Source organism: Desemzia sp. FAM 23990 (assembly GCF_045528485.1).
In the GTDB taxonomy this organism is placed as follows: Bacteria; Bacillota; Bacilli; order Lactobacillales; family Carnobacteriaceae; genus Desemzia.
Genome location: NZ_JBGQQW010000019.1, coordinates 14,291 through 37,424 on the forward strand (window position 1 = coordinate 14,291; position 23,134 = coordinate 37,424).

The window sequence follows — 23,134 nt, forward strand, 5'->3', positions numbered from 1 at the left end:
CAATAACTCTTTAGTCACTCCTTATTCTACATAAGCTCGGCTTAAATCAAATTCATTTCCAACAGATTGGAACACAATCCCTTTCAATGAAGGATCACGCAATTGTGTTTCTGCTTCTTGATACAACGGAATAACTCCCACATCACTGGTTAAAATATTATGTGCTTCAACCAAATCATTCCAACGCTCTTCAGGATTATTTGCATTCGTTGTTTTAGCAGCATCAATCAAGGCATCAAACTCTGGATTCACATAACTTCCTTCATTATAAGCAGAGGTACTGTACATGAGATCCATAAAGTTGATTGGATCCGCAAAGTCAGCTCCCCAACCCGTTTGCAGCAAGTCAAATTCATCATTATCAGCTAAAGCCAACCGGTTCTTTTTCGGTACGTTTCGAATCTCGATCGAAACTCCCGGCAAATTGTTTTCGACTTGTCCTTGGATATATTGACTGATTTTTTTGTTCTTTTCATCATCATCCGCCACTAAAGACAACTCAATCGTCTCCACACCTAGTTCTTCTTTTGCTTGGTTCCATAATTCTTGTGCTGCTGCAATATCATAGTTTAATGGGTTTTCTGCTGCTTCTGTAAAATCTGTTCCATCAATTGGACTGTTTACAAAATCAACCGGTAAAAAGCCAGTAATCTCTGTTGAACCGTCAGCCAATACCGTATTAACTAACTCCTCTGTATTGATGACCATTCCCAAAGCTTCTCTTAAGCTTGCATTTTGCAGGTTTTCATTTGCCCAGTTAAATTCCAAGTAAGCAGTACGGGCTTTATTTTGAACGACCACATTCTCATTACCGGCATATTGTTTCACCATTTCACCGGTTAATTGAGCATTGTCGATCTGTCCACTTTCAAATAAGTTCACAGCTGTGCTAGTCTCTTTGATAACTTGAACATTCACTTCATCCAACTGAATTTCATCGGCCGCATAGTAGTCTTCATTCTTCACTAAATCCCAAGTTAAACCAGTGCCATCCCAATTCTCCAAGGTAAATGGTCCATTTGCTAAAAGAGTATCACTGGAAGTTCCATATTCGCTTCCTTGTTCTTCAACAAACGTTTGATTTTGTGGGAAGAACGGTGTAAAAGCTAATAAATTCTCGAAATAAGGTGTCGGCTGAGTCAATTCAAATGTTACTTCATAATCACTGACAGCTGTGACCCCTAACTCGCTAGGATCCACTTCTCCAGCCATGATTTCAGGAGCGTTCACTATTGTCTCTGCTAAGTAACTGTATGCAGCTCCCGTATTCGGATCTACTAAACGTTGGATCGCAAATACAAAATCATTAGCCGTAACGGGTTCTCCATTTGACCACGTAGCATCTTCACGTAGTTTGTATGTATAAGTCAAACCATCTTCAGAAATGGTTCCTTCTTCTGAGGCAATCGCTGGAACAGGTTTCCCATTCTCATCAATTCGCAATAAACCTTCTACTACATGCCCAATGTAGTTGGCGCTGTTGATATCTGTAATTAAGCTCGCATCCATAGTAGCTATTTCAGTAGGCGCCGTGTATTGAGCAACTTGTTCACTGCCGCTTGAACTTTCTGTCGACTCTGCGCTTCCTCCTCCACAAGCTGATAATACCAGTGCCGCTCCAAGTGTTGTAATTAACCATTTTTTACTTCTCATTTAATTGACTCCCTTTTCTAATCTTTTTTAACGATTTCTAATATAGTAACACATAAAAAAGGAAAAGTAAGGTCCATTTGCAAAAAAGTGATAAAATATTCAGAATATTCGGATGATGCGTCTTTGTTCAACCTATAACTAAGGATTATGGAAATCAGCATTTACATCCCCTTTCTTCTCTATATAGATTCCTGTACAATAGGAAAAGGCAAAAACGGGGTGCTAGTTTAAATAGACGCGTTGCCATTACTGAGTTGAATTAGAACTTTGATACCACAAGATAAAGGCGGAGAGCTTTATGAAAGAAACCACTAAAGGTTTAAAAAAAGAAATATCCTTTTTTACAGCATTAACTATTGTCATGGGAACCGTCATCGGTTCAGGAGTGTTTTTCAAACCGGAAGCTGTTTATTTAGCTACTGAAACGGCGGGGCTAGGTCTGGCAGCTTGGGTCTTAGGGGGGTTAATCACTATTTGCGGCGGACTGACAACAGCAGAATTGTCCGCTGCTATTCCGGAAACAGGTGGGATGGTAGTTTACTTACGCCGTGCCTATGGTCCTTTGATCAGTTACCTCTTAGGATGGGCACAGACAATTGTTTATTTTCCAGCCAATATCGCTGCCTTATCAATTATTTTCGCGACACAAGCAGTCAATTTGTTGGGATTGACACAGTCATACGTGATTCCTATCGCGATTGCGGCAGCTTGTGCCATTATACTGACTAATTTGATGGGAACTCAAAAAGCTGGTCGCCTGCAATCCATAGCGACAGTAGCAAAGATGGTCCCGCTTTTTGTGATCATTGTGTTTGGTCTGCTGCATCAAGGAGATGTTCAGTTCCAATTACTGCCTGACTTTATGACTCCTACCTCCACGATTTCCAAATTAGGTACAGGATTGGTCGCGACATTATTTGCCTATGACGGGTGGATCAACGTTGGTACGATTGCCGGCGAAATGAAAGACCCTAAAAAAGATTTGCCAAAAGCTATCGTAGCTGGATTAACAGCCGTGATGGGGATTTATGTATTGATCAATTTGGCTTATCTGCAAGTGATGCCGGCTGCTGCACTCGGGGCTACGCCGATACCTGCCGCAGAAGTGGCTCATTTGCTGTTTGGAAATTCTGGAGGGAAACTGGTGACAATCGGTATTTTAATTTCTGTTTTTGGGACGATCAACGGCTACACGATGACGGGGATTCGTGTTCCTTATGCCATGGCTTTAAACAATGAATTGCCTTTCAGCAACCGGTTGAAAAAGTTAAACAGCCAGCAGGTTCCAGCCAACAGTGCTCTCTTACTTTTGTTGATCGCTATCGTAATGATTTTTACCGGTCAATACAACCAGCTGACGGATTTGCTGGTCTTCGTGATTTGGATTTTCTACACGCTGGTCTTTGTCGCTGTGTTTATCTTGCGCAAAAAAGAACCAGAACTTGTGCGCCCTTATAAAGTCCCTTTTTATCCTGTAATTCCTCTGATTGCTATCATTGGAGGCTGTTTCATAGTTGTGAATACTTTATTGACACAGCCTGCAAACACCGCATTAGGAATTTTCTTGACCATTATCGGATTGCCTTTTTACTTTTATAAACGCAGGAAAACGGTATAAAAAAAGGTGCAGCCTCCACATTGAGGGCTGCACCTTTTTAGCTTGTCTATCCTAATAATTTGCCGCCGACAGCGTAATCGGTCTTTTTCATCTCTTCAATAATAACGTGCACACGATCCGCTGGCACTTCAGCATTTTTCACTACTGCTTCTGTGATATCTTTGACCAGACCCGCTTTTTGTTCTGCAGTCCGTCCTTCAACTAATTCAACATGTACAAATGGCATAACGATCATCCTTTCTGTTTCTTTTTATTTTAGCTGTTCACAGTGAATAATCAACTGATTTTTTATTATTTATAACATCGCCATCTGCCGGTACCTTCAGCTTTTAAATGCTTGTTTAAAGCATACCTGATTCTGCTAGCAGATAACTGAAAGTCGCACCATTTGAGAAGAACAGAAACAGTGATCTTTTGATCAGGAAACAGCAGCCTACATTCTTTTGCGAGTCGAATGATAGCATGCGACACCAATTCTTCTTTGCCGCAATGACTACACACACAACTTCTTTTTTTAGTAAATTGGTTTATGAACTTACCGCATTGAACACAAGTCACCCCTTTTTTCAAAAGGTTGTCATCATAATAAGGCACATTTCGCAAAGAAAAATCTACTTTGTGCAGCTCTTTGATCTCCTCAGCAAATTGATGATGGTGTGGATTCAAATGACCCGTTATTTCATTTAACGTTGTAAAATGAGCATCTATCATACTCGGTAAGATCAACCCGCTATTTCTCGGCGCTCCAAATAAGGTAAAATTTGGATTTACAAAGACGATATACTTTTGGATTGCAAAATGATATCCCATCTGATCCAGTAATTGACGCAAGACAGATTCTGCATTCCGGATTTGGTAAGTCGGGTCGTACACCTCTTTTTCATATCGTCCATGATACATTTTGTCGTTTTGGTAATAATACTCGCCTGCAAAATTTTTCACTTCGTGTATAGATAGTCCTTTTGCCGTAATCACTAAATTGTCTATTTGACAACTTTTTCCTTTTACTTCTAAATATAGGTCATTCAAAATTAAACAGTCGCGTGTTAATCGTGTCGTCGTTAATGAAATAAAGGTGATTTCTCCTTCATCGCCTTTTTCCCAATTGCTGTACTTATTGCGGTCATCCCGAGATAAAATCATCCGATTTGCCAGAGATCTCATCACTAATAGACGATGAGGGGTCTCCCTTTCTTTAACGATCATCCTATCACTCCTCTTTTTCACTTCATAAATCCATATACGCATTTTTAAGGAGTATTTTTTAATCGCTAAAAATTTTTGCTTATCTGACAAGCTATTTCACACTTCTCAATCTAGTTTAGCTGTAATTGTTAGGTAAACTGCTGCTATCTACTAATCTAGACTAATTTTCAGCTTGAATGATTAGATAGACCAACGCTACCTAATCATTCAAGCCATTTTTTCTTGTCATTTGTGAGCTATAACTCCTCTACCTCATAAAAGACTCGTGTTTTTCTATGAAATGCTTCGGTAGCGCTCCTCTAGATTATGATTAACAACTTTTTATCTTGCTAATTATGAAGTAGCACCCCTCTACCTAATCATTGACCCACTTATTTCTCGCAAATCAGGAAGTAGAGCGTCTATAGCTCACCATTCGTCTTTAATAAAGTTCCTAATTATGAGCTATCCGGTCAATCACTTCCACAAAGCAGCTTTTCGCTTGAGCGAAAACTCTCCTAATGAAAAGTTCTTCATTACTTGACGACCTACTTCACACTTCTCGATCTGATTCAGCTGCAATTATGAAGTATGAGACATCTAGTTCATAAAACAAACGTATTTTTCTCTAGAATCATTAGGTAACGGCTCTCTATTTACTGATATACGCCCTTCAATCCTACCAATCGTTAGATAGAACCTCTCTACCTAATAATCACCTCGCTTTCTTCTGCCAAATTGTGAAGCAGAACGTCTATATCTTACAATTTACTAAGAAAAACAGTCCCAATTATAAGCTAGCAATACTCTGCAGCCTTTCATTAAAGAATCTTTTCGCCTACGCGGAAATTAATCTATCAAAAACAGCGCAAGCACCTAATAAGGGGCGCTTGCGCTGTTTCAAATTCATTCTAAATTAGTATTTCATATCAAACAAACGAGCATTCTTCACGTCTTCGATCGTTTGCGTTCCTGCTAATTGCATCACACGTTGTAAGTCTTTTTCAAAGTAGTCTAACACAGATTTAACACCTTTCCAACCGCCTAGAGCTAGTCCATATAATACTGGACGACCTACAGCAACGATATCCGCACCACTGGCTAGAGCTTTGAAGATGTGTTCTCCACGACGAACACCACTATCAAATACGATCGGCACACGACCAGCAACTGCTTTAGAGATCTCAGCCAATGTATCAAATGAACCTGGTGCTTCATCTAATTGACGGCCACCATGGTTAGAAACCCAGACGCCTGCTGCTCCAGCACCAATAGCCAAGGCAGCATCTTCAGGAGTTTGGATTCCTTTAACAAACACTGGCAATCCTGAATATTCAGAGATAAATTTAACATCTTCTGGACAGATTTTTTGTTTTGATTGAGCATAAATATTGTTTAGAGACATGTTTTTACCTGATCCAGTCAAGTAGCGTGATACGATCGGCATGCCAAATGGATAAACAAATTTGTTCAGCATATCTTTTTCGCGGTTACCGCTTAAAGTTGCGTCAGCAGTTAAGATGATCGCTGTAGCACCATCAGCTTTTGCTTCGTCTAAGATATTTTTATTCATATCTTCATCTTTACTCATATAGATTTGGAACCAACGCGGGTTGCCATTCAATCCTTTTTCGATTTCTTCAAATGTAGCTCCAGAATAAGCACTGATCGACATGATCGTTCCGCCAAATTCAGATATCCCTCTAGCTGTTCCAGCTTCTTTTGTAGCATGAGCTAATCCATGAGCTGCAATTGGAGCCATAATGAATGGTACTTTGATGTCATGGCCCAAAATAGATGTTGATGTATCTGGATTTTCTACATCTGCTAATACGCGAGGCAAAATCCCTTTGCGTTTCCATGCTTCGTTGTTTTGTTTCAATGTGTATTCTTCTCCAGAAGCACCTGAGATGTAATCAAATCCACCTTTAGGAACTACTGCACGAGCTTCATCTTCAAGTCTATAAGTGCTTACGACCTCAATTTCTTGTTCTACTGTTGGTGCATCATATTTAATAATTTGTTCATCTGCCATAATTTTTCAACCATCCTTTTAAAGTATTATTTTTTAAGAGTATAACCTAAATTAAATTAAAATAATAAATTTGTGATCGGTACTGTTAGCGGAGCTAGAATAACCACTATGATTCCGGTAACCACAATCGATAAACCTGACATTGCGCCTTGAACATCACCTAACTCGATCGCTTTTGTTGTTCCCATAGCGTGAGAAGAACTTCCAAGAGCCACCCCTTGCGCCACTGGATCGTCAATTTTGAAGATCTTGAAGACCGTTTGACCAACGACCGCTCCAATAACTCCGGTGAACACAACTACCGCAACCGTTAAAGAAACAATACCGCCTAAGGAGTCAGAAACACCGACTGCGATTGCTGTAGTAATCGATTTAGGCAGCAAAGTTGCCACCATATTCCGATCAAATTTGAACAACAATGCAAAAGAATAAATCATAACCGTATGGAAAATCACTCCGGAAACGATTCCCGATAAAATTGCTGCATAATATTTCTTTAAGTATACAAGATTCTTTTTCAGCTTAATAGACAAAGCCACTGTAGCTGGAGTTACAAATAAACTGAAGAAGCGTCCGCCTGTATTATAAGTCTCTAACGGGATATCTGTTGCGAGCAAGAATAAAATAATGACAATGATCGCAAATACCAACGGAGTAAACAAAGGATTCTTAGGCCATTTGGCTTTTAATTTCCCAGCTATTAGATATAGGCCAATAGTTATTGTGATCCACAACATTGGATTATTTAAAATACTCTCAAGCATGCGAACCTTCTCCTTTCTCAACTAATTTATTTTTCTTCACTATACCTTTGACACTTTGTACTATTTTGCCAACAAATCCCATCATCAAAATAGTCGTTACTGCCATAATGATCAGTAGTTGCCACCAAGTATTTGCTAAGACACCAAAGTTTGACATCAGCCCCACACCTGCTGGGACGAAGAAAATCCCCATATTATCTGTCAGCCATGTACCGACCTCATCTACTTGCTCAACGCGAACCCAGTTAAATTGCAGCGCTAAGAACAGCAAGATCATCCCGATAACGCTACCGGGTATTGCTATAAATGAAGCGATCAAAGCGGAAATAATTTCCCCTATAAAAGAGAATAAAAAAATCCAAAAGAGCTGTTTGATTATTTTCAAAAGACCACACCTTCCACCAGCGTTTTGTAAACGCTTCAAGATGTATAGTATATCATGCTATCATTTAGTTCGAAAATACTGTTTTTTTATGGTACTATAAACATTATTTATGAAAATAAACACTATCATATCTTTTGTTTATGTTTGTGTTTTCACAATCTTTCGAAGGAGCCTTATATGAATTTACAAGATTTAGTCTATTTTAACCATTTAGCAAAAACACTAAATTTCACTGCTACCGCCGAACATTTCTATATCTCTCAACCGTCTATTTCCATGTCTTTGAAACGTCTCGAAAAAGAGCTGGATACTACTCTGATTGATAGGAAAAGACTTCACAAGAACTTGCATTTGACCGAGACTGGTGAAATACTGCTCAAACACTCCCAGCAAATTTTAAATACTATTGATACAGCTAAAGAAGAAATCCATGATTTAAAGAATCAAGTTGTCTACTTCGGTTTCCTGCCCACGATCGGCGGCCACTTTATGTCCAAACTGATGCCTCATTTAGGCAAATTCACCAATTCTTTAAAGCTGATTGAAGAAGAAAGTTCAGATGTCATGCTTGACCTAGTGAGCAGTGGACAAGTTCCTTTGGCGATCATTGGAAGTGATCAGTCTGTATTCAAGGACAAAAACCTGATACAGATTCCTTTAGTGACACAAGATTTGGCTCTTTGGGCATCTCCTGATAACCCTTTAGCTGCAAGAGAGTTCGTCCGTGTGGAAGATGTCCAGCAAGAAGTCTTTATTTCCTTGGCGCAAGGTTACACTCATCAACGTGTATTTGAACAATGGGCTAAAACTCATCTGATCAAACAACCAAAAACCCTTTTTACCAAAGAAATTCAAACGGCCTTGTCGATCGCTTCTTCTACCAACATGGTTGCCTTCATGATTGACATCTTGGTAAAAGACCACTACGATCTCGTCAAAATCCCTATTGAAGATGCACCAAAATTTTACATCAGCTTGATCGTCAATAAGGAAAGCAATGTCACTTATTTCCAAAAAGAGTTCAATAATACGATGATTCAACTAACACAATCCCGTGCGAAATAAAAAAACTGCCGCCCGCTACCTAAATGAATAAGTACCGAGCGGCAATTTTTTATCTTCAACTATGCTCACCATAATTTTTTACGACATTGACCCCGCCTTTGTCGAAACGATGCCGGGTCCTTGAATATTCAAAAGGCGTTCCATCTATCAAATGAACCACTTGTTCCACCTGTAAAACAGGATCTTCCTTTGTACAAAATAGGTACTCTTGATCCAATTCATCCGGTCTTTCAGCCGTTATACGTCTGTTCAATCCACCTATCTTCAATCCCAGCGTATGTTGAATGTAACTATAAATCGAACCGGCAAGGACTTTCTTCGTCACATCCGGAATAACTTCCACAGGCATGAGAGTGTGTTCGATCAAGTACTCTTCACCGTCTACGTATCGCACCCGCTGAATATCATAAATGAAATCTTCTTCCGTCAACAACAATTTGTCTGCTTCATCTTCTGCAGGATTGCGAATGACAAATTGAATCACTTTACTTGTAACGATTTGGTCAGAAAGTTGGTCTGTTAAGCCCGTGTACACATCAAACCGGGAATCCAGCTCATTCTTAGCAAGTGCATTTTTCATTACGTAGGTCCCAGAGCCTTGTCTGCTGTAAAGATAACCTTCCTCAATCAACAAGTTCAAGGCGCGCTTAATCGTTATCCGGCTCGCCCCAAATTCTTTACACAACTGCATTTGATCGGGCAAAGCACTCTTTAGTGTGTATGTCCCATTTTGGATCCTATCTCGTATCGCTTGAGCAACCTGTTCGTATTTATGCATGGTTCTATCTCCTCTTTATCTGCTATTTAAATTATACGAAACACCTCACAAAAGTAAAACTGTTCTTCATCATTCAGACGGATTAATTGATGTTAATACCCTAGTTTCATTGTTCAGGCTGGCTTATTGATGATAAAGCTCCTAACTTCATCATTCAGAACACATCATTGATGATCAAACGTCAATTCTTTCTCATCATGGTTAAGTCTCATGACTCTACACGTATCCCATACTCCTGCAGAAGTTTCTATAAGGTTTAGAATTAAGAGGCAGTTCGTTTTTATTCGCCAACATAAAAAGTTGAAGAACCAGTAAAACTAGATGTTATAGATAAAAAGACTGAGAGACGAGTCACAGCCTTTTTGTCTTTTATTCAATTTGTCAAAAAATCAGGTATTTTTCTCTGCAGCAATCTGTGCGGAACGTTCACTGATTTTCATAAATGGCAAATACAACGCTACTCCTATTACGATAATAATAAGTTGTACCACAATGGCTCGCCAATCTCCCGCAGTTGCCAGAAAAGCACTCAGAAGAGGCGGTGTCGTCCAAGGAATATTGGCCACTGTATAATTCATCCATCCCCAAGATGTCGCGAAATAACCAATCACAATCCCAATAGCCGGCTGCAATACGAAAGGAATCATCATCGGCAAATTAAAGACGATCGGATAACCGAAAATGACAGGTTCATTAATATTGAACACCCCAGGCGCCAGCGCTAGTTTACCCAAATCTTTAGGGGCTTTTTGCTTACTAAAGATGAAAATAGCGATCAGCAGGCAGAGTGTACTCCCTGTCCCTCCGATCATTCCAAATGTAGGAACAAAGGCGCTAGTCATGATATTTGGAATTTCTTCTCCATTTGCGAAAGCTAACGTGTTTTCATTCATATTTGTCAGCAGTAAGGGATCTAGCAGGGTTCCGTTGATTACGCTTTGGTGAATCCCCAAGGTAAACAAGAAATTTCCAGTGCTGTAAATCAACAATGTCCCCAACAAGCTCGTGTTAACAGCTCTCAATGGTTCTTGAATAGCTACTGAGATCAAGTTGATCAGGTCAGTGTCAAAGAATACATGTAAAACCAATGCCACGATACCAAACAACGAAAGCACTAAAATAACAGGAATCATAGTACTAAACGATTTTCCTACTTGAGGCGGCACATTTTCACCTAGATTGATCTGCAATCTTTTAATATTGGACAATCTTATAAACAACTCTGTGGCGACTAAACCAATAATAATTCCCGCAAACATCCCAGTCGTACCTAGGTTTCCATAAGTCATGACACCTGAAGTGAGTATTTGTTCTTCTGATCCGACAGGTGTGACGAAAAGATTTACAGGCATCATGATAACCAGAGAAGCAATCCCAACTGCGGCTGAAGCAATAGGGTTCATAAAGCCTTTGTTCACAGATAAGTTGTACCCGATCATGGGCGCAATCAGTAACCCAGCAATATTCAACGTTCCATTAATAATAACCGTTCCCCAAATCTGTGCACTTTCCAAGGTACTTCCTTCAAAAACCCAAGGAAATACAACATTATTTATTAGAACTGCTACCCCAGCTAAAATGAATAGCGGCATCAATACAGCAAAAGCGTCGCGCAATGAGCGTAAATGAACTTGGTTTCCTAATTTTGCAGCAAATTCAGCAAATTTATCTAAAAAGTTCGAACCTTTTTTTGTAGTTTGAGCCATCGATCTTCCTCCATTTCAGTCTCTAGCCTAAGTTTTCGCCATTGCTTTGAATCACTTGTTGAAGCCAAGCAAAACTTTTCTTCGGAACCCGTTTTAAGTCTTTCAAGTCGTGATTCTCACGATTGACATAAACCACACCATAGCGTTTGCGCATATCGCCTTGCGAACTTAAAATATCGATTAAGCCCCAACCTAGGTAACCAATACAATCGACACCGTCTAAGAAAATAGCATCTTTCATTGCTTGAAGATGGTCTCTGTGGTAAGAAATTCGGTAATCATCTTGGATAAGTCCTTCTTCAGGCAACTCTTCGATTACACCGATCCCATTTTCAATTGGGAATATGGGCAAATGATAGCGGCTATGCATATCCAGTAATATCGAACGGAAACCAAGCGGATCGATTTGCCAATCCCATTCTGTAGCTTCTAAATACGCGTTCGCTATTTTCCCTACTTCCAAATAACGGTAAACAGGTGTTGTCTCCATGATGTTTTCTGCACTGACCACATGGCTGGCGTAGTAACTGAATGACAACCAGTCACTTGTCAACTTCGCTAGTACTTCCAAGTCATCTTCTCTCATTTCAGGAGTTAAGTCATGATTTTCTAGATACGTCGTCATAAAGGCAGGGTATTTGCCATAAGTAAAGACTTCTAAGAAAAATTGATTGAAGAAATCATCCAACTTTTGAGCCGCGAAGACATCCTCGGGTTTAGGTGTAGCCGGATAAATTTTTGAGTAAGCGACCATTCCGCCGATTTCACAACCTGGAGCTGTTTCGTGAATGTAATTGGCTATCTCCGCATGTGCCATCATTGTATTGTGTTGCAACTGATACAACTCTTTTTCAGTATTCTCCCCTGTCATTACTCCGCTGATATGAAAAGCACCAGAAAAACCAAAAATATTTTGTTCATTAAAGGTGATCCAGTATTTCACTTTTCCTTTAAAACGGTCTACCATAGCTTTCCCATAACGGACAAATGCATCTACAACTTCACGAGATAAGAATCCATTATAAGTTTCTGCTAAATGCAGCGGCATATCAAAATGGTACAAGCAAATCATTGGCTCGATGCCTCTTTCGAGCAATGTATCAATAAAGCGTTCATAAAAGGCTACACCCTCTTCATTGATTTCGCCATCCCCATTGGGAAACACACGCGACCAAGAAATCTGGAATCGGTAGCAGTTCATGCCCAACTCGTTCATCCAATCGAAGTCTTCTTCGTAACGGTGGTAGCTGTCTGTTGCCACCTTCCAGTCAGAAGCAAATTCCGAAGCTTCACGTATATCGTATACGGATTTTCCTTTCCCGCCTTCATTCCAAGCTCCTTCAGTCTGCATACTCGACACCGAATTACCCCATAAAAAATCGTCTCTCAGTTTCTTGCCCATGCAAATACCTCCTCTGTTTTATGCGTTTATTGTAAGCGTTTTTATATTTATTGTCAATACAAATGTATCCATATTTAATAATTTGGTATATCAAATTATATTTAAATATTCTCTAAGTAAACAAAAAAAAACTGATTATTATTCTGAATTTTACTATAATAAAAAAGGAGGGATCATGATGAGTATTGAACGTGATGAAATGAGCGATGAGCAATGGAACCACATCAAAGACTCGTTTCCTAAATACCGTACTGGCACGCCTAAAAGTAATCGGCCGATGTCCAATACTATTTTATGGATTGCGGAAAGCGGTGCGATAACCGTGCTCATACGGTTCTTTAGCATTTGCTCTTATGTCAATCAGTTCTTTTTCAATAAACTAAAGCAATTCCTATATATTGCTGCACCTTATGATAAATTGCCCAAGTTCTATTTAGCTTTTATCTATATAGCCATTATTTAACTTATAAAAAAGTTTTAAGACACACCCTAATTAAACCGTTTAATATTTCTATATCATACACAATGTAATTGGGTTAAAATTGATTTAGGAGTGAATTGTGATGAAAAAAAAACTAATTATCGTAGGTACTATTCTAACTATTGTTAGTGGAAGTATAATTCTATTTCTTGGATTTAAATGGGTTTCACCACGATTTTTTCCACCAGATAGCATATATCGATCTCCAACTGCAAGTGCAGCTGGACATACAATAAAAATTGATAATCATTATCATATTGTTACAACTAGTGCCACGACTTCATATTTGTGGTTTGTTGAAGAAAGAGAAAACCCAATAACTTTAATTGAACATGTAGAAAAATTAAATTATAACGATAACTATATTATTGTTCAATCGATTACTAAAAATAATGATAGTCTCTTTTTTAAAGAATACCAATATTTTATTGTAGATAAAGAAACACAGAAGGTTGATTCTTTTTCAAAAAAAAATGATTTTTTAGATGAATGCCAGAAGAGAAATATCGATTTAGATTTGAAGATTAAAGAAGAGTTTGATTGGTATTAATAATGCTTACTATGCACAGTTTAAATTTCAAAAAAATAAGAAGGTGACAACAAAAAATAAGAATTCTTAATCTCCAGATTTTGGAAGCTAAGGATTCTTATTTTCTATTATGATAATTTTAAAAGCTTGTTAGCACCACCAATTTTTACCATTCCGCAATTGTTCCATCATAATTCTTCCACTGAGGATTCATCCATACTAGCCCTTCTTGTGAAATATCATGAATCAACTCTTCATTCAACTCAAGTCCTATTACGAATAGCCATTTTAAGGAATATTTTAATAGCTTCATTAGTAGATGTACCTAGTTGATTAAAAAGCTCATCAGCTTCATCTTTTAATTCGCTATCTATACGGATTTGCAAACTTTTTGTTTTAGTAGTCACATTAATCCTCCTCATACTTATCTTACAGTTCTAATTTTATAAAAACATTACTTTTTATTCAGTACCTCTTCCATCCCTTCAGCAACTTTTGGACTTTCAAGACGGATGAAAAGATTTTCCTTATTATTTTGGCCTAACACATTTATGCTCCCATACCACACAATATTCGAATCAATAATCACGCAATGGTGGTACAAATTACTTTCAAGTGAAACAGAAATAGCCTTTTGTTCCAATTGTTGAGAGCAACTTTTTTGGTTGTTTATGCGGCTTTTGCTTTTTATCGAGTCATAATTCCTTGTAATCACTGAAAGCGCAACCGTCTGATCCACTCCTGAAATCATTTCTTTCAAAAATTGGGTAACTGCTTGTTTGGTTAACGAAGGACTTGATATCACTACTTTAGTTTGAGATTTTGTCATGTCTTCTTTTAATTGTTCTACATATTGGTCACTGCTATAAATAATGCTTCTTTCTCCCGCATCCTTCTCATTCATTTTCACTGTATAGCCTAAGGAAGAATAACTACGCAACCGCTTTTGATACATTTTTTCCAAAACTGGTACATGAATGTCTGCATAATCATAGATTCTGACTTCTGTCTTACCTTTGTACAAACGGTGGAGTCTGCCAGCATACTGTTGAACTCTTCCTTTCCAAGAAATAGGCATAGCCAAAAATAAGGTATCTAATCTCGGTTCATCAAACCCTTCACCGATGTATCTACCTGTAGAAATGATAGTTAGAGGCTCATTTTTCTCAACTTCACGTATTTGTTTAAGCTTCTCTCTGCGTTCTTTCTTACTCATTCCACCTGTAATTGCAATAATATCTGGTATTTCTTTTTTCAGTAGTTTTTCTAATGTCTCTACATGAGCCACTCTTTCAGTTAAAATAATGCTATTTCGGCCTTCTTTGTAGCAGTTCACAATGTCTTTTATAATTTTTTCGTTGCGCACTTGCGACTCAGCTACTTCGTTATACAGTTCTTGCAACTCCATATTTTGCTGCAACAAGGGATCGAATGGAACAAATCGAGTTACAACAGTATGCTCAAACGGTCTTTTTTCCATTTGTTTTTTATTGTTATCCTGAAACCGAATAGGGCCACATTGCATAAAAACTATCGGTTGATGTCCATCTTTTCTTGTAGGCGTTGCGGTTAATCCATAAACATATTTAGCATTTGCTTGTTGTAACACACTTTCAAAGCTAAAGGCTGAAATATGGTGACATTCATCAACAATGATCATCCCATAGTTATAAATGCTTTCATGAACTTTGCCTTTTCGATACATCGATTGAAGCAAAGCGACATCAATCTTGTTTGACAGTTTCTTTTTTCCACCACCTAGTTGTCCCACATTGCTCTCTTCATCATTTTCAAAAACAAGGAATTCATTGATTTTTTCTTGCCATTGCTCAACCAGACTTGTCTTGTTGACAAGGATTAATGTATTGACCTTTTTCCTGGCAATCATATTGAGAGCGGAAATTGTTTTACCAAACGCAGTCGTTCCGCAAAGGATACCGGTATGATATGCCAGCATTTTTTCTACTGCCTCTTCTTGCTCTGCTCTTAATTTCCCTTTAAATGAGACCCTTGTTTCCTTCCCTTCAAAAGAACGATCATCTATTTCAAATGAAACGGCTGCTTCTTTGAACAATTCTTCAACTTGCTCCTGTAATCCGCGTGGCAAAATCAAATAGTCTTCAGTCTCGTTGCTGCAAGAGATAATTCTTGGGATTTTCCAGGTTGATTTCCTCATCGCTTGTGCTTGATAAAATTCCGGATTTTGAAAAGCAGCCATTCGCTTTAGTAGATTTAACCCTTTTTGAGAAACCCCGCTTTTATGGATGTAAAGTTGATTCAGTTTTATCATATTGACTGTTTCAGAAAAATCTTCTTTTGTTAAACTGACGTTATTTTTAGCACCCTCTGATTTTCTATTTGACAATAAGCCAAGAGAACTCACAGAATCCGTTTCTTTTGTAAGTATCTCGATAAAATGCGCCAACTCTTCTAATGAGATTTTTTTGATTTGGCTTAAAAATTGCCATTGATCTTCATACTCCAAGAAATCCTCATCAACAAATACACTATTACCATTCTGTCGAGCTTCCTTTTGTAAAGGCAAAGCAATCAGGTTACCAAATCCACCCTTCGGCAGAGTATCCTGATTAGGAAATAACCGATCATAAGACGAGAAGTCTATTTGAGCATGTGCATTCATGGCGTCCGTAATCAATAAAGAGCCAAATTTCCTGGCCCTTCTAGCTGGTACCGCTTCTTCAAAGAAAAACCAAATATGCGCTCCATTCCCTGAACGTGAACGTTCGATATTTACTGGTATTTGATATTTTTTTGCTACTTTTCTTAAAACAGCAGCATCCTTTTGCCATTCCTTTTTGTCTAGATCAATGGCTAAAAAGTAACAACTATCATCTACGCCAATTGGAAATATTCCTGCGATTATATTTCCTCTCAGATGACTATTGACCACTTGAGAATCGAGAGGTGCATAACTTTTATTCGAAGAATCCCAATATCCGACCTTAACAGGAGCATATGCAGGTCTACCTGTTTTAGAATGGATAAAACGTTTGGCGTAGACATCATCTCTTCCTCTAAATAGAGTCATATACAGCTCAATTTTTTTATCGGTAGGAGCATACTTATTGAATGTAGTGGTATCAAATATCTTTGATTCTGTTTTTTTATGCCACACTTCGCCAGTTGTGGCATCGCTTTCACTTAAAACAGCTTCATGGTTCAGCATATTTTTCAAAACACTTACTTCTTCTTTTAATTCATCATTTTCCTGTTTCAATTGATTATAAGCTTTTAACAACTCTTCATAATTCACTTGTATCACCTACTATTCCTATTCTATTTACATCAATTGTAATAGAACATTGTTGCAGTAACAACAAAAAAAGGTTTCAAGTCTACACAAGTAGTGACACTTTCCTTACTTTTTCTTCATTCACCTTTCATGATTTTCAAAGGGCACTTAGCAAGCACTATTATTACAACACTAAATTTGAGAAATTTTCTCAAAAATTTCATTTTAACGGTGTGGTGTGATATTATAACCTTGAGGTGATGGATATGTTACAACAGTTTACATTTGAGAACTTCAAGTCTTTTAAAGATGAAGTAACCCTAGACCTAATTGCTTCTCCTATATCAGAGCATAAAAGTGATATTGCAGTAGATGTTTATGATGAAAAGGTACTAAAAGTTATTTCCATATTTGGCGCAAATGCTAGCGGAAAATCAAATATTATTAAAGCATTCAACTATATGAAACGTTTTGTTTTACTTTCTTTCTCCCAGGATAATTTTTTAGAAAATAATTTATTTAAAGTCGATAAATTCCGGTTTGAAAATGAAAATCGTCCTTCTTCTTTTGAAGTATTGTTCTCTTTAAATCAAGATGTCTATCAATATGGCTTTTCAATGAATCATGAAAAAATACTGGAAGAATATTTGTATATTAGAAAATCTACAACCAGGAAAGAACAATTTAATACTTTGTTTTATTTACAAAACGGTGAAATTCAAGAACTAGATGAAAACATCGGTGAAGCTACTGAGCTAGTAAAATTAATGGATCAACGGACACTTTTTCTTTCTCTCGCTTCTAAATTAAAAATCCCAGTGATTAGAACGGTTTTTGACTGGTTTAAAAATAGTGTAGTTATTAATTATGGTGATGAATCTTATAGAGAACGAGTACTATTTGTTGGACGTCAAAGTTCACCTCTTGTAAGTATTATTAAAGACAAAGAGAGAAAAACGGAATTAACCAGATTTGTTAAAGCTATTGATTTAGGCATAGAAAATTTTGGATTAATTGAAAATCCCATGCTTAATGAACTTGACTCCGCGAAAGATATCCAATATCAAGTGGTAACCTACCATAAGAATATTGATGATGGTAAGTTGGTTCCAGTTCCGCTATCTTCCGAATCTAGCGGAACAAGGAAAATGATTTCACTGTTTATCCAAATTAACGAGGCTATTAAAAAAGGGGATACTGTATTTGTTGATGAGCTAGATGCTAAACTACACCCCCTGCTTTTGAGATATATTATTATCCTGTTCCATGACATAAATAAGAACCCTAATAATGCTCAATTAATCTTTACTACGCATGATGTCTTCACACTAGATAAAGATAATTTTAGACGAGATGAAATTTGGTTTGTAGACAAAGATAAGAATGGAGTTTCTGATTTATATTCATTAGATTCTTATGTTTTTGAAGATGAAGAAGGAGCTACAAAAAAAATTAGAAAAGATGCAAGCTACGGAAGAGACTACATTCTTGGAAAGTATAAATCTATTCCAAAATTGAAACGATAGGCAGGTACAAAGAATTGAGTCCTAGAAGACAACCGGGGAAAAAGGGAAAAAGAGCAAAAAAAACACCACTCCCTTCAAGCTATTTAATTGCAACCGAAGGCCAACAGACAGAAGTTAATTATTTCAAAGGATTTGAAGACGATATCAATATACGATATTCTGGCTCTGTAGAATCTTTTACCATTCATATTCGTGGATTAGGCAAAGAAACTTTACGTGTCATAGAGGATATCGAAGATTATAAAAGAACTTCTCCTATTATTTATGAACATGTCTGGGCTGTTTTTGATAAAGACGATTTTCCTGATGATCATTTTGATAATGCCATCAATAAAGCTGAATCAATGGGAATACATGTTGCTTGGTCTAATGAATCTTTTGAACTGTGGTATTGTCTACACTTCGCTCTTCAACAGTCAGCCTTACCTAGGAGTCAATACAATTCTATAGTAGATACTCACTTGAAAAATATTGGACAGCCAGGATACAGTAAAACTGATCCCGATATGTATGATAAGCTTAAACCTTATATGAGTAGTGCAATAAAAAATGCAGAAATACTAGATAGTCGCTATGAACCATCTGATAATTACTCAAGTCGGAACCCCTGTACACATATATATAAATTGGTTGCAGAGCTCAAAGAAATCTTAGATAGATAAGTATAGTAACATCAATTGTTTATCTCTATAAAAAGGAAGGCCCCTCTTCATAATGTATTTTCCTGATAAGGATACACATTTATGATGAGGGGTCTTCTTTCTTTTTTAATACATTAATACAATCTCAATAACTATCTTACATGTGCACATGACTTAATTGTTCGGGAGACAATCTTTTTAAAGCCAGAAAAAGATCGAGTCAATTAAGACTCAATCCTCAGCAAATTCTACTCCGATGGCAAAACCAGAGTTGTTTTTTTACTATAAAAAGCTTTTCGGCCCCGAAAAGTCCCCGAATTAAAACTTACTTCATAATATATTGCGCGTAAAATTATAGAAGAGACTCTCTAGTTAATATTTCCACAAGTTTCACAGCACCAATTATGAGATAAACGACTGCTACTTAACATTACAACTTGGTTCACTGCTCCTTTTGCGAGATAACCACTCGCTACTTAACATTACAACCTGGTGTACTGTTCCTTTTGCGAGATAACCACTCGCTACTTAACATTATAACCTGGTGCACTGTTCCTTTTGCGAGATAGTCTACCGCTACTTCGCATTCCAGCCTAATTCAAAGCACCTATTGTTAACTAGATGACTTATAGCTCACATTCCGACCTAATCCGCAGCTCCGATCGTTAATTAGACATCGGCTACTTAACAATCGCCACCAATTTCCATACCAAACTACGAGCTACGACATCTAAAAGAGCACAATTAGTTCATTTAAGAAACTTTTCGTCCCCGAAAAGATTCAAAATCAAACAAGTTTCTTCTATCTCTAAACTCAGCTTACCAAGCCGGCACCAATGCCCCTTTAAACTCGTCTTCGATAAACTGCTTGATTTCATCCGTCTTATAATACTCCACAAACTGCGCTAAAGCCTCATCGTCTTTGTCTTCTGTTCGCGACACAATGTAGTTCACTTGCACTAGGTCTTCCACATTTTCCATCACTAAGCCGAATTCTTCCGGATTCATGCCGGCATCCAACACAAAGTTCGAGTTGATTCCTGCAGCTCCCACGTCTTGCAATTGAGACGGCAGTTGAGCAGCTTCAGAAGTCACAAAATCCAAGTTCAACGGGTTTTCTACTATATCGCTAGTCGTCACTTCTACTCCAGACCCCTCTGGCAAGGTAATCAAACCGGCTTCTTCAAACAATTGCAGTGCCCGTCCTTCTTGAGTCGGTGAATTCGGAATCCCAATCACGTCGCCTTCTTGGATCTCACTGATATCGTCATACTTTTCAGAATAAATCCCCATTGGAATTGTAAGAGTAGGCTCAATCTTAGCCAAGTTATAGCCGCTTTCCTCCACGACCGTGTCTAAAAAGATCCCCGTTTGGAAGGAGTTGATATCTAGATCACCTTCTGCTAGCGCAGTATTTGGCTGCACAAAGTCGCTAAATGACACGACTTTAATTTCCAATCCGTCTTCTGCGGCCAATTTTTTCACTTCATTCACGATGTCTTCGTGCGGGCCAGCGGTTACTCCCACTGTCAACACGCCATCACTCAATAATCCTTCTGTTTCAGCAGAGTCGGCTTTCTCGCCGCCGCATCCTGATAATACTGCTCCTATGGCTAAAGTCGTTAGTAATCCCCATTTTTTTTGCATTTCTATTCCCCCTATTTTTTAGTAACTCAACACTTTGTCGCTTACCGGTGTGCTAAACGGCGCCAAACCCGCGATTCTTTTCGCGGCTTCCAGCAACAACTCGTCTGATTGCGACAATCCAATACGCACATACCCTTCCCCTAATGTACCGAATCCGTCTCCTGGTGCCACCAGTACTCGGGCTTCATTTGCCAAGAAGTCCATGAAGCCTTCTGAGGTGTACTCGCCGGGTGCTTTGATCCAGACGTAAAAGGAGCCTTTTGGTTTGTTGATTTCGAGTCCAGTCGCTGCCAACTCGGCCAAAAATAAGTTTCGGCGGCGTTCGTAGGTTGCTGTCAATTCTCTTACAGACGCTTGATCTCCCGTTAAGGCTTTCGCCGCTGCTCGTTGGATTCCTCCATAGAAGCCGCAGCCTGTGTGGTCTTGCATCAAATTAATCCCTTCGATAACGGACGCATTTCCGACAGCAAATCCCATCCGCCATCCAGCCATGTTGTGTGATTTTGACAAGGTGAAAAATTCTACCCCCACTTCTTTAGCACCAGGCGTTTGCAAAAAACTCAACGGTTTCTCCCCATCAAAACCAATCGTGCCGTAAGCAAAATCATGCGCTACACACACTTGATTTTTTTCCGCAAATGCCACCGTTTCGGCGAAAAATTCAGCCGATGCTACAGCAGAGGTCGGATTATTCGGGTAATTCAAAAACATCAATTTGGCTGCTGCAGCCGTTTCCGCATCAATCAAATCATACCGCGGCAAGAACTGATTTCCCGCCAACAAGGGCAATTCAGCAATCTTCGCAGCCGCCAACGCAATCCCGGATAAATAATCTGGGTAAGACGGATTCGGCAACAGCACGGTATCTCCGGGATTCAATAAGCATTGGCTAATTTCCACGATGCCGGCTTTCGACCCATGCAAAACAGCGACTTCCGTTTCCGGATCCAGAGTTACTCCATACTCTCGTAAATAATAGTCCGCCACAGCTTCTCTTAAGTAATCGAATCCTCGATCCGGACCATAACGGTCATTCGCCAAATCGTCGGCTGCTTCTTTCAATTCATCCACAATAAACTTCGGTGTTGGTAAATCCGGATTGCCTATCCCCAAATCAATGACGTCATCCCATTGCGCTTTAATCTGGTCGGTCTTTTCCGCTAAATAAGTAAAGTACTGTCTCGGTAGACGTTTCATCGTATCCGAAAGTTCAAATGTTGCCACGCTGCATTCCTCCATTTTATATTGCTTTTGCTACTACATATTCTTCTAAAGACACGACGGCTTGGTACAATTCTTCTTTTGAAGCTGGATAGCCAGATTCCACTAAGTTCTCGTCTCCAGCCACCTCGCTTGCAAGCACCACCAGCTGCTCATCGGTCAAATAACTCAACTGCAAGTCCGCTAACGACTTCGGCAAATGCAACCCGTCATAGAAAGCAGACAACTGATCAATCTCAGTCCATTTGCCTTCAAAAGCCAACTGTACCAATATCCCGTAAGCGACTTTTTCACCATGCAAAAAGGCGTGTGTCTCAGGAAAGACAGTGATTTTATCATGGATTGTATGACCAATAGTTGTCCTTGCATAACCGTCTCCCAGTCCGCCTACCAAGCCGCTGACCGCAATAATGGTTTCGGCTACTTGGATAAACGCCGTCGTCAACGACTGCGCTTGAATATCAGCTACTGCTTGCTGTCCGTATTGGACAATGTTGTTTTTGCAATTCAAAGCTGCTGCACGAGCCATCAGCAAAAATGCATTGGTTTGGTGCTCGGTTTGAGACAAGATGACGTCCGACTCATACCATTTCGCCAGCGTGTCCGCTACTCCGGCCACAAAATAATTGACTGGTGAATCTAAGACTAAATTCGGTTCGATCAGCAATGCTCCAACTTGTTTCGTGTGCAAATCAAATCCCAAACAAACGCCGTCAACTGTATACATCACGCTCAAAGGAGTCCATGGGGCACAATTGCTGGCTAAAGTTGGGATCAAAATCGACTCCGCTCTCGGAGATTTAGCAGCCGCATATTTGACGGTATCCATCAGCTTTCCGCCGCCTACCCCAATAATGGCCTCGGCTTTTATTTGCTCGGCGAAGGTTACAATTCGTTCGACTTCTTCATAGGTGCATTCTCCATTGAAAGCCACGAATTCCAATTCGATGCTGCTTTCCAGTAAATCTGCCAAGTACAAGCGCGCTTTTTCCCAAGAAGTTGTTCCATGAATGACAACGGCTTTTCGAATACCTCGCACCTTTAATTTATTGGTTAAGGAATCCAATACTCCCACTTTGCATTCATATTCTTGCGGTCCAGTTCTAACAACTAATGACATATCTTTATCCCTCCTATTTAATTGCTGATAAAACAAAAAAATCCGCCCCGCACAAAAAAACTTTGTGCAAGGACGGAAAGAACATTTCTCTCGTGTTACCACCTTGATTCGCAACAACTTTACAG

At 38.9% G+C, this 23,134-nt stretch carries 20 protein-coding genes and 1 other annotated feature (1 of these 21 only partly in view); of the genes, 6 read left to right on the top strand and 14 right to left on the bottom strand.

Annotated features, from left to right (window positions below; genetic code table 11):
* Positions 1-21 precede the first annotated feature (21 nt).
* A complete protein-coding gene (locus ACEN4I_RS08495) occupies positions 22-1,653 on the bottom strand; it encodes a peptide ABC transporter substrate-binding protein (protein ID WP_407103027.1) in 1,632 nt (543 codons plus the stop codon).
* A gap of 298 nt (positions 1,654-1,951) precedes the next feature.
* On the opposite strand from ACEN4I_RS08495, the gene ACEN4I_RS08500 reads away from it, so the two are divergent.
* A complete protein-coding gene (locus tag ACEN4I_RS08500) occupies positions 1,952-3,271 on the top strand; it encodes an APC family permease (RefSeq protein WP_407103026.1) in 1,320 nt (439 codons plus the stop codon).
* 46 nt (positions 3,272-3,317) lie between these two features.
* Here ACEN4I_RS08500 and ACEN4I_RS08505 read toward each other — a convergent pair whose 3' ends face one another.
* From ACEN4I_RS08505 to ACEN4I_RS08525, 5 genes are all read right to left on the bottom strand, one after another.
* Positions 3,318-3,497, bottom strand: a complete 180-nt coding sequence (locus tag ACEN4I_RS08505; protein ID WP_407103025.1) for a 2-hydroxymuconate tautomerase — start codon at positions 3,495-3,497, stop codon at positions 3,318-3,320.
* Positions 3,498-3,562: 65 nt separating this feature from the next.
* On the bottom strand, positions 3,563-4,477 hold the full coding sequence (locus ACEN4I_RS08510; RefSeq protein WP_407103024.1) for a nuclease-related domain-containing protein: 915 nt from the start codon (positions 4,475-4,477) through the stop codon (positions 3,563-3,565).
* An 895-nt stretch (positions 4,478-5,372) separates the two neighbouring features.
* Positions 5,373-6,491: a lactate oxidase gene (locus ACEN4I_RS08515; RefSeq protein ID WP_407097116.1), complete on the bottom strand. Its 1,119-nt coding sequence runs from the start codon at positions 6,489-6,491 to the stop codon at positions 5,373-5,375.
* Positions 6,492-6,547: 56 nt separating this feature from the next.
* On the bottom strand, positions 6,548-7,255 hold the full coding sequence (locus ACEN4I_RS08520; RefSeq protein ID WP_407097117.1) for an LrgB family protein: 708 nt from the start codon (positions 7,253-7,255) through the stop codon (positions 6,548-6,550).
* Positions 7,248-7,640 carry a CidA/LrgA family protein gene (locus ACEN4I_RS08525; protein ID WP_407097118.1) on the bottom strand — a complete coding sequence of 131 codons (393 nt, stop codon included), beginning with the start codon at positions 7,638-7,640 and terminating at the stop codon, positions 7,248-7,250. The genes ACEN4I_RS08520 and ACEN4I_RS08525 overlap by 8 nt, the downstream gene beginning before the upstream one ends.
* Before the next feature lie 177 nt (positions 7,641-7,817).
* Here ACEN4I_RS08525 and ACEN4I_RS08530 point away from each other — a divergent pair, with 177 nt between their 5' ends.
* Complete coding sequence (locus tag ACEN4I_RS08530; RefSeq protein ID WP_407097119.1) at positions 7,818-8,705, top strand: LysR family transcriptional regulator; 888 nt, start codon at positions 7,818-7,820, stop codon at positions 8,703-8,705.
* 55 nt (positions 8,706-8,760) lie between these two features.
* Here ACEN4I_RS08530 and ACEN4I_RS08535 read toward each other — a convergent pair whose 3' ends face one another.
* The 3 genes from ACEN4I_RS08535 to ACEN4I_RS08545 form a co-directional block, all read right to left on the bottom strand.
* Positions 8,761-9,483, bottom strand: coding sequence for a GntR family transcriptional regulator (locus tag ACEN4I_RS08535; protein ID WP_407097120.1), 723 nt, complete (start codon positions 9,481-9,483; stop codon positions 8,761-8,763).
* A gap of 389 nt (positions 9,484-9,872) precedes the next feature.
* The gene (locus tag ACEN4I_RS08540; protein WP_407103023.1) at positions 9,873-11,189 is read right to left on the bottom strand and encodes a PTS sugar transporter subunit IIC; all 1,317 of its coding nucleotides are present in this window, start codon (positions 11,187-11,189) and stop codon (positions 9,873-9,875) included.
* A 22-nt stretch (positions 11,190-11,211) separates the two neighbouring features.
* Positions 11,212-12,591, bottom strand: coding sequence for a glycoside hydrolase family 1 protein (locus ACEN4I_RS08545; RefSeq protein ID WP_407103022.1), 1,380 nt, complete (start codon positions 12,589-12,591; stop codon positions 11,212-11,214).
* 175 nt (positions 12,592-12,766) lie between these two features.
* On the opposite strand from ACEN4I_RS08545, the gene ACEN4I_RS08550 reads away from it, so the two are divergent.
* Entirely contained in the window at positions 12,767-13,054 is a 288-nt protein-coding gene (locus ACEN4I_RS08550; RefSeq protein WP_407127713.1) for a hypothetical protein, read from the top strand.
* Between the two features lie 100 nt (positions 13,055-13,154).
* Positions 13,155-13,622: a hypothetical protein gene (locus ACEN4I_RS08555; protein WP_407103020.1), complete on the top strand. Its 468-nt coding sequence runs from the start codon at positions 13,155-13,157 to the stop codon at positions 13,620-13,622.
* A gap of 242 nt (positions 13,623-13,864) precedes the next feature.
* Here ACEN4I_RS08555 and ACEN4I_RS08560 read toward each other — a convergent pair whose 3' ends face one another.
* Positions 13,865-14,023, bottom strand: coding sequence for a type II toxin-antitoxin system RelB/DinJ family antitoxin (locus ACEN4I_RS08560; RefSeq protein WP_407097124.1), 159 nt, complete (start codon positions 14,021-14,023; stop codon positions 13,865-13,867).
* Between the two features lie 32 nt (positions 14,024-14,055).
* Complete coding sequence (locus tag ACEN4I_RS08565; RefSeq protein WP_407103019.1) at positions 14,056-16,875, bottom strand: TOTE conflict system archaeo-eukaryotic primase domain-containing protein; 2,820 nt, start codon at positions 16,873-16,875, stop codon at positions 14,056-14,058.
* Between the two features lie 245 nt (positions 16,876-17,120).
* Here ACEN4I_RS08565 and ACEN4I_RS08570 point away from each other — a divergent pair, with 245 nt between their 5' ends.
* Positions 17,121-18,380 (top strand): AAA family ATPase, encoded by a 1,260-nt coding sequence (locus ACEN4I_RS08570; protein WP_407097126.1) that lies wholly within the window; start codon positions 17,121-17,123, stop codon positions 18,378-18,380.
* Between the two features lie 14 nt (positions 18,381-18,394).
* The gene (locus tag ACEN4I_RS08575; RefSeq protein WP_407097127.1) at positions 18,395-19,042 is read left to right on the top strand and encodes an RloB family protein; all 648 of its coding nucleotides are present in this window, start codon (positions 18,395-18,397) and stop codon (positions 19,040-19,042) included.
* 798 nt (positions 19,043-19,840) lie between these two features.
* Here ACEN4I_RS08575 and ACEN4I_RS08580 read toward each other — a convergent pair.
* Genes ACEN4I_RS08580 through ACEN4I_RS08590 form a run of 3 tightly spaced genes read right to left on the bottom strand, consistent with a single transcriptional unit; the run spans position 19,841 to position 23,009 of the window.
* Positions 19,841-20,668: a MetQ/NlpA family ABC transporter substrate-binding protein gene (locus ACEN4I_RS08580; RefSeq protein WP_407103018.1), complete on the bottom strand. Its 828-nt coding sequence runs from the start codon at positions 20,666-20,668 to the stop codon at positions 19,841-19,843.
* A gap of 18 nt (positions 20,669-20,686) precedes the next feature.
* Positions 20,687-21,907, bottom strand: coding sequence for an aminotransferase class I/II-fold pyridoxal phosphate-dependent enzyme (locus ACEN4I_RS08585; protein ID WP_407103017.1), 1,221 nt, complete (start codon positions 21,905-21,907; stop codon positions 20,687-20,689).
* 1 nt (position 21,908) lies between these two features.
* Positions 21,909-23,009 carry an iron-containing alcohol dehydrogenase family protein gene (locus ACEN4I_RS08590; RefSeq protein ID WP_407103016.1) on the bottom strand — a complete coding sequence of 367 codons (1,101 nt, stop codon included), beginning with the start codon at positions 23,007-23,009 and terminating at the stop codon, positions 21,909-21,911.
* A 65-nt stretch (positions 23,010-23,074) separates the two neighbouring features.
* Positions 23,075-23,134, bottom strand: a binding site (T-box leader); it runs 209 nt beyond the window's last position.